Below are 11,272 nucleotides of genomic sequence, written 5' to 3' on the forward strand. Positions count from 1 at the left end.
CGCCACGGTCAGGCGGTCACTGACACCGACCGTGGTCATCACGAGCTCGCCGGTGGTCGGGTCGGTGTCGGTGCCCTCGATGGCGACGACCGCCTTGCCGTCGACCTCGCCGAGGGTGTCGAACGTCGGGCCGGGGCCGAGCGCCACGTAGGGCACCTTCACATTCAGCGCCACCGTCACCAGCAGCAGCGCGGGGAACAGCACCGCCAGGATCGTCACGAGCCGTCGATTCACCCGGCCAGGGTATCCGGAGCGGCGGTGTTCGCGGTCAGCGTGATCGCGGGGGCCACCGCTGCGCGGTGGGCCTTGTACCGTTGACGACATGAGCGACACGCCTTTCGGATTCTCGAATCCCGACGACGACCCGGACCGCAGGAAGGATTCCGGTTCCGGCGCCGAGGGATCCGGTGCCGAGGGTGCCGGCTCGGCAGGGGGCGGGTCCCAGGGCGGCACTCCCGGCGGTTTTCCCTTCGGTTTCGGTGCGCCCGGCGCAGGCGGTGCCCCGTTCGGGGCCGGTGGCGACAACCCGTTCGGAGCGCAGGGCTTCGACCCGGCGGCGCTCGGGCAGATGCTGACGCAGTTCGGGCAGATGCTCAGCGGCATGGGCAGCGCGATGGGGTCCGGTGGTTCGGGACCCGTCAACTACGAGGTGGCCGCCAAGCTCGCCCGCCAGCAGATCGGCTCCGTGACCCCCGTCTCGTCCGGGTCCGCGGACGCCGTCCGCGACGCCGCGCACTTGGCAGAGCTGTGGCTCGACGGCGCGACGACGTTGCCCGCCGGCGCGACCCGCACCGTCGCGTGGACGCCCGTGGACTGGCTCGACAACACGCTCGGAACGTGGAAGCGCCTGTGCGATCCCGTGGCCGAGCAGGTCAACGGCATGTGGGTCCAGGGCCTGCCGGAGGAGGCCCGGGCGATGGCCGGGCCGATGCTCGGGATGTTCTCCCAGATGGGTGGCCTGGCGTTCGGCTCCCAGCTCGGCCAGGCCCTCGGACAGCTGGCCAAGGAGGTCCTGGCCTCGACCGACATCGGTCTTCCCCTCGGGCCCGAGGGCACCGCCGCGCTGATGCCCGCCGCGATCGATGCCTTCGGTGAGGGGCTCGAGCAGCCGGCGCAGGAGGTTCTCGTCTTCCTGGCCGCGCGTGAGGCGGCACACCAGCGGCTCTACAGCCACGTGCCGTGGCTGCGATCACGCCTGCTGTCCACCGTCGAGGACTACGCGCGCGGCATCCGGATGGACTTCTCCGCGATCGAGGACCTCGCGCAGGGCATCGACCCCGCGGCGCTGACGGACCCGTCGAAGATCGAGGAACTGCTCAAGGGCGCGGCGTTCGAGCCGCAGACCACTCCCGAGCAGAAGCAGGCCCTCGAGCGCCTCGAGACGTTGCTCGCCCTGGTCGAGGGCTGGGTGGAGACCGTGGTCGCCGATGCCCTCGGCGACCGGTTGCCGGGGGTGGCCGCGTTGAGCGAGACGCTGCGCCGTCGCCGTGCGAGCGGTGGGCCCGCGGAGCAGACCTTCGCCACACTCGTCGGTCTCGAGCTGCGGCCGCGGAAACTGCGCGAGGCCGCCGTCCTGTGGCGCCGCCTCACCGCCGATGCCGGGACGGAGGCACGGGACAAGGTGTGGGCCCATCCGGACCTGCTGCCGGACTCGTCGGACCTGGACAACCCGGCCGCTTTCCTCGATCGGATCCTCGGCGGCGAAACGACCACGTTCGACGATCCGATCGCACAGCTGCGCGAGACCGAGGCACGCGAGCGTGCCGAGCGGGAGAAGGGCGACTCCGGCGAGTCCACCGATCCCGACGAATCCGCCTGAGCGCGCTTCGACGCTGGTAGATCGCGGTTTCCCCCTGTGGACAACCGGCCTCGGGCACCCGGGGCGCGGCCCGGGGTGCCGCAGACTGGCGGGCATGACCACGGCCATGCACCAGCCCGGACCTGCGCTCGATCCTGCCCTCGAAGTGCTCCGTCGCCCGGACGGCTCGGTCCAACTCGGGTGGGGTCCCGATACCGCCGCCGTCCTCTCCCCCGGCGCAGGGCTCGACGCATTCGCCCTGTCGACGGTGCTGAGCCTGCTCGACGGGCGTTCGTCGCGCGCGGAGATTCTGGCCCGCACGGCGCAGGCCGGGCTGGCGGACGATGCCGTCACCGTCCTGCTCGACGAGTTGACCACCGTCGGCGCGGTCCGGGACCCGGGCGGGACCGTACCGGTGGCTCCCCGGGTGCGGGTGCACGGGCGCGGGCCCCTCGCGGATACGCTGGTCACCCAACTGACGGTCTCGGGCACCCGGCTGAGCCGGTCCGCCGCCTACACCGGCGACAGTGACGTCGCTCGATGGGACGTGCAGTGCGTGCTGCTCGCCGACGCACTGGTCCCCGATCCCCGGCTCGTCCGGGAGCTGATGCGGCACCGCGTGCCGCACCTGACCGTGCTGCTGCGCGACGGCCGTGGCATCGTCGGGCCGTTCGTCGTCCCGGGGCGCACGAGCTGTCTGCGCTGCGCGGATCTCACCCGCACCGACCTCGACCCGCACTGGCCGCAGCTCGCGGCTCAACTGTGCGACCGCGTCGGCTGTGCGGAGCCCCCCGTGGTGCTGGCGACCGCGGCTCTCGCCCTCGCCGAGCTCGACGCGATTCTCACGACCGTGGCGCCCGCGACACTGGACCGGACCCTCGAGGTGGACCTGCGCAGTCACCGGCTCGCGTCGCGGCGCTGGTACCGGCACCCGGATTGCGGGTGCGCCGGCCCGCCGGCGTGACGCGGGGTCGACCCACGGCGCCCCGCGCCGGGGGGACGGCGTCAGGCATGATGGTGGGCGTGGCCGAAATCCCCCGGAGAAGCAGTTCCCGCACCGCCAAGCTCGCCAGCATCCCCCTCGGGATCGCAGGTCGTGCCGCGGTGGGGTTCGGCCGGCGTCTGGCCGGCGGGGACCGCGAGGAGATCGACGCCGAGCTCGCGGCGAAGGCTGCCGAACAGCTGTTCACGGTGCTCGGTGAGCTCAAGGGCGGAGCCATGAAGGTCGGCCAGGCGCTGAGCGTGATGGAAGCCGCGGTGCCGGAGGAGTTCGCCGAACCGTACCGGGAGGCGCTGACGAAGCTGCAGTCGGCTGCTCCGCCGCTGCCGGCCAAGACGGTCCACCGTGTCCTCGATCAGCAGCTCGGTGCCGGCTGGCGGGAACGGTTCGCCTCGTTCGACGACGTTCCCACCGCGTCGGCGAGCATCGGCCAGGTCCACCGGGCGACGTGGGCGGACGGCCGCGAGGTCGCGGTGAAGGTCCAGTACCCGGGCGCCGACGAGGCGCTGCGCGCCGATCTGCGGACCCTGTCCCGGTTCGCGGGTCTGTTCGCGACGGTGATGCCGGGCACCGACGTGCGCGCGGTGCTCGACGAGCTGACCGCGCGCACCGAGGAGGAGCTCGACTACCGGATCGAGGCCGACAATCAGCGGGCCTTCGCCAAAGTGTTCGGCGACGATCCCCGGTTCGTCGTGCCGCGGGTGGTCGCCAGTTCCCCGAAGGTCTTCGTCACCGAATGGCTCACGGCGACACCGCTGTCCACGATCATCGCGGAGGGTACCCGCGAGCAGCGCAACCGGGCGGGGGCGCTGCTCGCCGAGTTCCACTTCGCCTCCCCGGCACAGGTGGGCCTGCTGCACTGCGACCCCCATCCGGGCAATTTCATGTTGCTCGACGACGGCCGGCTCGGCGTCATCGACTTCGGGGCCACGGCCGCGATGCCGAACGGGTTGCCCCCGGTGCTGGGCCGGATGGTGCGGCTGGCCCTCGAGGAACGTTTCGACGAGCTGACCACACTGCTCTACGAGAACCGGTTCGTCCTGCCGGGCAGGGAGGTCACCGAGCAGGAGATCGCGGACTACCTGCGCCCGTTCACCGACCCGATCCACACGGAGTCCTTCCACTTCACCCGGGCGTGGCTGCAGAAGGCGGCGGGCACCGCCACCGACTTCTCCGGATCCAACTTCCGGACCGCGCGGGCTCTGAACCTGCCGCCGGAGTACGCGAACATCGTCCGCGTACTCCTCGGCTCGGTCGGCATCTGCGCTCAGCTGGACGCGCACGCGCCGTACATGCGGATCCTGTCGGAGTGGCTGCCGGGCTTCACCGACCCGGTGGACTGACGTCCCGGCAGCCCGGTCAGGCGCACACCAGTTCCTTGCGGGGACGCCCCCGCGGGCGCTTGCGGGCGACGACGGCGCCCCGTTCGAAGATCTCGCCGCCCCACACACCCCACGGCTCGGCCCGGTCGAGTGCCGCGGCGAGGCAGTGGGCTCGAATCGGGCACCGGCCGCACAGCGCCTTGGCCCGCTCCAACTCGGTCGGTGATTCGGCGAACCACAGATCCGGATCGTCGCCGCGGCAGGGCAACTCGCGCACGCGCGTCGTTCGGTCGACGTCGAGCGTTGCGGTTTGCACGATGGATGTCTCCTCTGTCTGGTTTCGGATGCGATGAGCGAACCGGGCAGAAGACGAAGAAGGCCACGGTCCGCTGGGCGGTGTCCGTGGCCGGAAGGCGAATCGAAGATTACCGGGGCTGACCTCGGTGGCTTCGGGACACGGACGAAAGGGCGGCTGCTCGCACGCGGGCGACGCGCGGAGTGCACGCACCGGCGGCGACGGGGGCGCCGGCGACGGGGACGGCGACCACCACTGCAGCTGCATCGAAGCCGAGCATCGGGGCCACCTCCTGACGTCGTCCGCGCACGGGCCTTTCCCGTGACATCGACCTCCAGCCTAGAAACTCGGCCGTCGATCGCACAACCCATTTTCTACCTGCGGTTTTGCCGCATCCGCGGAGCCGCTAGAGATCGAGGGTGTCGGAGGCGCGTTCACCACGCACGACAGCGAGCACGTCCGCTCCGAACTGCTCGAGCTTCTTCGCCCCGATACCGGGGATGGCGACGAGGGCGCGGTCGTCGCCCGGCTGCTGCTCGGCGATGGCGATGAGCGTGTTGTCGCTGAACACCACGTAGGCGGGGACCTTCATCTCCTTGGACCGTTCCCGGCGCCAGTCCTTCAATGCCACCAGCAGCGATTCGTCCAGGTTCGACGGGCAACCCTCGCAGCGTCCGAGCATGGTCGCGGACGATCCCATGAGGGGCTTGCCGCACACGCGGCACTGCGGCCGCTTACGCTTCGGCGACGGGGGAGCCGCAATCCGTGACGCCGGCGAATCGTCGGGGATCAGACCGTGCAGGAACCGTGATCGCCGCCGCGACCGGCGACCGCCCTCGGTGCGCGAAAGCGCCCACGACAGGTGCAGGTGCACGCGCGCGCGGGTGACGCCGACATACAGCAGCCGGCGCTCCTCCTCGATGCCTGCCTCGTCGGGCGGTGTCGAACTGTCACCGACGACGTGCACGATGGGCAGGGTCCCGTCGGTGAGACCGACGAGGAAGACCGCGTCCCATTCCAGGCCCTTGGCCGCGTGCAGCGACGCGAGTGTCACGCCCTGCACCGTCGGAGGGTGCCGTGCCTCCGCCCGCGCCGCGAGGTCGCGCAACAGTCCGTCGAGATCGAGGTCGGGCTCGTGCCCGAGGAGTTCCTCGGTGAGCTGCACGAGCGCCCGCAGCGATTCCCAGCGTTCGCGGGCCTGCGCACCGGCAGGTTCGGTCTCGCTCAGCCCGAGCGGGGCGAGCACCGCTCGCACCAGCGTGACCAGGGCGGCGCCGCGATCGGCGCCCTCGGGCAGGTCGTCTCGGGCCTGCGCCTGCCGCAGCGCCCCGACCGCTTGCCGCACCTCCGCCCGGGTGAAGAAGCCCTCGCCGCCGCGGACCTGGTACGGGATACCGGCTTCGGTGAACGCGTGTTCGTAGGCCTCCGACTGCGCGTTGATGCGGTAGAGCACGGCGATCTCGGCGGCCGGTACCCCCGAACCCAGCAGCTTGGCGATCGCCTTGGCGACGGCCTGCGCCTCGGCGGGCTCGTCGTCGTATTCGGCGAACGCCGGCTCCGGTCCGGGCGGGCGCTGGCCGACGAGCTGGAGCCGGGTCCCGGCGATGCGGCCGCGCGCCGCGCCGATGACCTGGTTGGCGAGGGCCACGACCTGCGGGGTGGACCGGTAGTCACGTTCGAGCCGGACCACCGTCGCGTCCGGGAACCGGCGGGAGAAGTCGAGCAGGTACTGCGGGGTGGCACCGGTGAACGAGTAGATCGTCTGGTTCGCGTCGCCGACGACGGTGAGGTCGTCGCGGTCGCCGAGCCACGCGTCGAGCACCCGCTGCTGCAGGGGCGTGACGTCCTGGTACTCGTCGACGACGAAACAGCGGTAGCGGTCGCGGAACTCCTCGGCGACGGCGCTGTGCTCCTCGAGCGCGGCGGCCGTGTGCAGCAGCAGGTCGTCGAAGTCGAGGTAGATGCCGTCGTCGCGCACCTTGAGCGACTCGTAGCCGGCGTAGACGGCAGCGACCCGCGCGGCGTCGGCGGGGGGCTCACGCCGGGCGCGGGCCACCACGGCCGGATAGTCCTCCGGCGCGACGAGCGATCCTTTCGCCCACTCGATCTCCGAGAGCAGGTCGCGCACGGTGTCCGTGTCGGTGGCGAACCCGGCCCGGTGCGCGGCCTGGGAGACGACCGCGAACTTGCGGTCGAGCAGCTGCCACGGCGTGTCGCCGACCACCTGCGGCCAGAAGTAACGCAGCTGCCGCAGCGCGGCGGCATGGAAGGTGCGCGCCTGCACCTGCGGACCCGTACCGCCCACGCCGAGTTCGCGCAGGCGGCCGCGCATCTCTCCGGCGGCGCGCGCGGTGAACGTGACAGCGAGGACCTGGCCCGCCGCGACGTGTCCGTGGGACACCAGGTGCGCGATGCGGCGGGTGATGGTCCGGGTCTTTCCGGTACCTGCGCCGGCGAGGACACACACCGGGCCCCGCGGCGCGAGGACCGCCGCGGCCTGCTGGGGATCGAGTCCCTCCACCGATGTCTCTGCGCGCATGGGCTCCATCATGGCAGGACGGGGTGACAGGCATCCGGCCCACACCGACTGTGGCGGAGAACACATTTGACCGCAGGACGGAACAGCGGACAGACGGTGGTTGTTGTGCGCACCGTGACTACGACCGACGCTCCCGCCCTGACGCTCTACACCACCGACTGGTGCGGCTACTGCCGTCGCCTCAAGCGCCAGCTCGACGAGCACGGCATCGGCTACGCCGAGATCGACATCGAAGCCGACCCGTCGGCCGCCGAGTTCGTCGGCAGCGTCAACAACGGAAACCACGTCGTTCCCACCGTGCAGTTCGCCGACGGCAGCACCGCGACCAATCCCCCGCTGTCCGCGGTCAAGCAGGCGCTCGGCCTCTAGCGGACGGCACCGCATCCGCCGGGGGCACCGAGGACCTCAGGTGGTGTATCCCGGCGGGGCCGGCACGGCATGTTCGGCCGCCCGGCTGACCTTCTCCCATGCCGCCCAGTCCCGGATGCGGTCCTGCGCGAGCCCGACCGCGGCGTCGTAGACGACGCTGCCGAGGATCAACCGTCTCGGTGGATCGTCGCTGTCCACGACTGCCCGGACCGCAGCCGCGGCGAGCGGCCCGGACCGCAGCCGCGGCGAGCGCCGGCTCGCTGTCGACGCCGTCGGCGTCCGACGTCGCCGCCAGCTCGGCGCGCAGCGCCGCATAGTCGTCGAGCGGCGCAGTGGCGGGCATGTCCTTGTACAGGTCCGTCCAGTATCCGCCGGGTTCGACGATCGTCACGGCGACCCCGAAGTGTACGGCCTCCGCAGCGACCGCCTCGCTCAGTCCCTCCAGTGCGAACTTGCTCGCGCTGTACAACCCGGTGGTGGGAAATGCCGCGATCCCCGCAACACTGGAGATCTGCAGCAGCCGGCCCGGTGGACGTCGGCGCAGCGCCGGCAACACCGCCTGCGTGACCCACAGCGCTCCGAAGAAGTTGGTCTCCATCTGGGCGCGTGCCTGCTCCTCTGTGAACTCCTCGACGAAGCCGGTCCACATCGTCCCGGCGTTGTTGACGACGACATCGAGGCGACCGAAGTGGTCGACGACCCGCTCGACCGCCGCGAACACCGCCGACCGGTCGGTCACGTCGACGTCGACGGTGAGCACCCGCTCGTCGTCCCGGTACTCGGGCACTGCGGTCGCGGTGCGGGCGAGGGCGGCCACCCGGTCTCCCGCGGCGAGCGCCTCCCGGGTGAACGCTCGGCCCAGCCCGCGGCTCGCCCCCGTGACCAGCCATATCCGCTGCTCGACCATGTCGGCACCTCCTCGAATACTAGACGAGACGGATCGTCTCGCCGTGCCAGTATGGGACCACCGCCCCTCTCAGTCAAGACGGTCCGTCTCGTCTCGGTTTGGCCTATGCTGTGTTCCATGCCTCCGAGAATCACCCGCCGCAGCGACGCCGCCCGGACAGCGATCCTGACCGCCGCGGTGGAGTTGGTCGGTGAGGTGGGCTACGGCAAGTCGAGCATCGAGGCGATCGCTGCCCGAGCCGGCGTCGGGAAACAAACCATCTACCGGTGGTGGCCGTCGAAGGGATCGGTGCTGCTCGACGCCTACCTCGACGCAAACGTGGGCGGCGAACCGGAGGACCCGCAGGCCCTACCGAACACGGGCGATCTCGTCGCCGACATCAAGGCGGTGCTGCGCGCCACCGTCGACGAACTGAACGATCCCCGGTTCGAACGGCCGTTGCGCGCGCTGACCGTCGCCGTCCTCGAGGACGAGTCCCTGGCCGCCGAATACTCCCGTCGCCTCGACGAGCCGACGCGGCGGTTGAAGAAGGAGCGGCTGTGCGCGGCGCAGCGACAGGGTCAGCTGTCCCCCGAAGTGGATCTCGACGCCGTCGTCGACACCCTCTTCGCCCCCGTCGCCCAGCGCTGGCTGCTGCGCTCCGGTCCGCTGACCTACGAGTACACCGATCACCTCGTCGAGACCGTGCTCACCGGTCTGCTGTGGCCCCGGTCCTGACCGGTTCAGCTCCCCCGGACCCAGCCCTCCAGCATGCCCCGAGCGATCGAGATCGATCCGGGCAGCAACAACGGGGCGTCGGCCGGGGAGGCCCAGTCTCCGAGCGCCAGCGCGGCCCGCACCTCGTCGCGGGTGAACCAGCGGGCCTCGGCGATCTCGCCGTCGAGGAAGGCCAGCGGACGGTCCGGATCGGCGACGGCCGAGAACCCGATCATCACCGAGCGCGGGAACGGCCACGGCTGGCTACCGAGATATCGCACTTCGCGCACGTCGACGCCGACCTCCTCGCGGATCTCCCGCACGACGCAGGACTCGAGCGACTCCCCCGCCTCGACGAACCCGGCGAGCACGGAGAACCGTCGCTCCGGCCACACCGGCTGTCGCGCCAGCAGGACCCGGTCCGCGCCGTCGTGCACGAGACAGATGATCGCCGGGTCGGTCCGCGGGAACTCCTCGTGACCGGTGCTGGTACTGATCCTCGACCAGCCGGACAGGGTCGGCTCGGTCGGCGCTCCGTCCAGCGAACTGAAACCCGCGCTCTCGTGCCAATTGAGCAGGGCCACCGCGGTCACCATCAGACCCGCGTCGGCGTCGTCGAGCCGCTCCCCCACCCGGCGCAGATCGGCGACCGTTCCGGTCTGCGCGAGCACCCGGATCGCCCACACGTGCCGGTCGCCGCGCACACCGAGGAACACCGCGCCCGGAACCGGCTCGGGTCCCAGCTCCACCGCCGCGGCGAACACCAGTGCGTCGCCGTCCACCGGCACCTGCCCGTGACGATCGACCCGTAGCAGAAGGGCCTGCGACCAACCGTCGTGCAGGGCCGCGGCGTCGCCCCGCAGCTCCTCGGCGCGGTCGACGACCGCGCGGGAGAGCAGGGGGGTGTCGGACAGCTGGAAACGGCTCACGCCTGCACCCTAGCGGCGGCGCGGGCTCAGCCCGACACCCGCCGGATGTAGAGCAGCTTGTCGTCCGCCTCCACGGCGTCGACCTCGGGGGACCCCACGCGCAGCAGGCGACCGTCGCGCACGACGCCGAGCACGATGTCGGACAGGTGCCGGGGCGAGCCGCCCACTTCGTTCGGCTCGACGTCCCGTTCGGCGATCGCGAATCCCGCCTCCGGGGTGAGCAGATCCTCGATCATCTCCACGACGCTCGGGGTCGTGGTGGCGATGCCGAGCAACCGGCCCGCGGTCTCCGACGAGATGACCACCGAGTCCGCGCCGGATTGACGCAGCAGATGCGTGTTCTCCGATTCGCGGATGGCCGCGACGATCTTTGCCCTCGGAGCGATCTCGCGCGCGCTGAGCGTGACGAGCACCGCGGTGTCGTCCCGGTTGGCGGCGACGATGATCGCTGCTGCGTGCTGAACCCCGGCCAGGCGCAGCACATCCGATTTCGTCGCCGAACCCTGCACGGTCACCAGGCCCTGTCCCGCGGCGGTTTCGAGCACCACCGGATCCGTGTCGACGACGACGATCTCCGAGGGCGGAACCCCGTCGCCCAGCATCGCATCCACCGCGGTGCGGCCCTTGGTGCCGTATCCGACGACGACGGTGTGATTACGCACGCGGCGCCTCCAACGCTGAATCTTGAACGCCTGGCGCGAACTCTCGGTCAGCGCCGAGAGCGTCGTACCGACCAGGACGATGAGGAAGAAAATCCGGAGCGGCGTGACGACCAGGACATTGATCAGTCTCGCCTCGGGGGTGAACGGGGTGATGTCGCCGTACCCGGTGGTCGACAGCGAGACGGTTGCATAGTAGATGCAGTCCAGCAGCGACAGCGGGTCACCCTGGGCGTCGCGATAGCCGTCCCGGTCCAGGTAGACCACCAGCACGGCGAACATCAATGCCGCCACCGCATATCCGACGCGACGGGTGATGGCCCGGCTCGGACTCGTCTGCAACTGCGGCACCCGCAGGATGCCCACCAGCGCGAAGTCCGGGCGCTCGGTGAGCACGTCGGAACGGCTGAAGCGGCCGCGTAACCTACCCGGCATGGCGGCACTCCCGCAGTATTCTCTGCTCCGGCGACACGGTCACCGACGTTCTCGTTGCTGACATCGGCTCGCAGCCTACGCGTCGGCCGCTAGTGTGGCGCGCATGTCCACCCACCCGTCCCAGCGCGCGGCGCTGCGGCTGTCCGCGCTCCTCCTCGGCGCGGGCGCGGCGCATTTCGCCTCCCCTCACCCCTTCGACCGGATCGTGCCGACGGCGCTGCCGGGCTCGCCACGCACGTACACGTACGCATCCGGGATCGCCGAGCTGACCGTGGGGACGGCACTTGCGATTCCGCGGACCCGCCGGCTCGGCGGGGGGGGGG

At 71.1% G+C, this 11,272-nt stretch carries 11 protein-coding genes and 1 pseudogene; 6 read left to right on the forward strand and 6 right to left on the reverse strand.

The genetic code is table 11. The features are described from left to right. Positions 1 to 234 (reverse strand): annotated as a pseudogene (locus tag OEY_RS28515) (PDZ domain-containing protein); the annotation flags it as partial. 88 nt (positions 235 to 322) lie between these two features. Between OEY_RS28515 and OEY_RS0115080 the strand changes: the two are divergent. The 3 genes from OEY_RS0115080 to OEY_RS0115090 all read left to right on the forward strand — a co-directional run bounded on the left by OEY_RS0115080 (position 323) and on the right by OEY_RS0115090 (position 4,141). Then, a complete protein-coding gene (locus OEY_RS0115080) occupies positions 323 to 1,819 on the forward strand; it encodes a zinc-dependent metalloprotease (RefSeq protein WP_010594685.1) in 1,497 nt (498 codons plus the stop codon). 94 nt (positions 1,820 to 1,913) lie between these two features. Continuing rightward, positions 1,914 to 2,762 (forward strand): hypothetical protein, encoded by an 849-nt coding sequence (locus tag OEY_RS0115085; protein WP_010594686.1) that lies wholly within the window; start codon positions 1,914 to 1,916, stop codon positions 2,760 to 2,762. Between the two features lie 47 nt (positions 2,763 to 2,809). Further along, positions 2,810 to 4,141, forward strand: coding sequence for an ABC1 kinase family protein (locus OEY_RS0115090; protein WP_010594687.1), 1,332 nt, complete (start codon positions 2,810 to 2,812; stop codon positions 4,139 to 4,141). Between the two features lie 16 nt (positions 4,142 to 4,157). Here the strand turns inward: OEY_RS0115090 and OEY_RS0115095 are convergent, their stop codons facing one another. Together OEY_RS0115095 and OEY_RS0115100 are read right to left on the reverse strand one after the other, a co-directional pair. Beyond that, positions 4,158 to 4,436 carry a WhiB family transcriptional regulator gene (locus OEY_RS0115095; RefSeq protein ID WP_010594688.1) on the reverse strand — a complete coding sequence of 93 codons (279 nt, stop codon included), beginning with the start codon at positions 4,434 to 4,436 and terminating at the stop codon, positions 4,158 to 4,160. A gap of 385 nt (positions 4,437 to 4,821) precedes the next feature. Continuing rightward, on the reverse strand, positions 4,822 to 6,954 hold the full coding sequence (locus tag OEY_RS0115100; protein WP_225222608.1) for an ATP-dependent DNA helicase UvrD2: 2,133 nt from the start codon (positions 6,952 to 6,954) through the stop codon (positions 4,822 to 4,824). Between the two features lie 114 nt (positions 6,955 to 7,068). On the opposite strand from OEY_RS0115100, the gene OEY_RS0115105 reads away from it, so the two are divergent. Further along, positions 7,069 to 7,323 (forward strand): mycoredoxin, encoded by a 255-nt coding sequence (locus tag OEY_RS0115105; protein WP_026137488.1) that lies wholly within the window; start codon positions 7,069 to 7,071, stop codon positions 7,321 to 7,323. Here the strand turns inward: OEY_RS0115105 and OEY_RS28520 are convergent. Further along, the gene (locus tag OEY_RS28520; protein ID WP_010594691.1) at positions 7,301 to 8,230 is read right to left on the reverse strand and encodes an SDR family NAD(P)-dependent oxidoreductase; all 930 of its coding nucleotides are present in this window, start codon (positions 8,228 to 8,230) and stop codon (positions 7,301 to 7,303) included. The genes OEY_RS0115105 and OEY_RS28520 overlap by 23 nt on opposite strands. Before the next feature lie 105 nt (positions 8,231 to 8,335). On the opposite strand from OEY_RS28520, the gene OEY_RS0115115 reads away from it, so the two are divergent. Beyond that, complete coding sequence (locus OEY_RS0115115) at positions 8,336 to 8,947, forward strand: TetR/AcrR family transcriptional regulator (RefSeq protein ID WP_010594693.1); 612 nt, start codon at positions 8,336 to 8,338, stop codon at positions 8,945 to 8,947. Between the two features lie 5 nt (positions 8,948 to 8,952). Here OEY_RS0115115 and nudC read toward each other — a convergent pair whose 3' ends face one another. Continuing rightward, positions 8,953 to 9,855 (reverse strand): NAD(+) diphosphatase, encoded by a 903-nt coding sequence (gene nudC / locus OEY_RS0115120; RefSeq protein ID WP_010594694.1) that lies wholly within the window; start codon positions 9,853 to 9,855, stop codon positions 8,953 to 8,955. A 26-nt stretch (positions 9,856 to 9,881) separates the two neighbouring features. Continuing rightward, positions 9,882 to 10,949 carry a potassium channel family protein gene (locus OEY_RS0115125; protein ID WP_010594695.1) on the reverse strand — a complete coding sequence of 356 codons (1,068 nt, stop codon included), beginning with the start codon at positions 10,947 to 10,949 and terminating at the stop codon, positions 9,882 to 9,884. A gap of 103 nt (positions 10,950 to 11,052) precedes the next feature. On the opposite strand from OEY_RS0115125, the gene OEY_RS29805 reads away from it, so the two are divergent. Then, positions 11,053 to 11,272: hypothetical protein (locus OEY_RS29805; protein WP_010594696.1), on the forward strand; the 220-nt coding region annotated here is incomplete at its 3' end.

Source organism: Rhodococcus sp. P14, assembly GCF_000256505.1.
In the GTDB taxonomy this organism is placed as follows: domain Bacteria; phylum Actinomycetota; class Actinomycetes; order Mycobacteriales; family Mycobacteriaceae; genus Rhodococcus; species Rhodococcus ruber.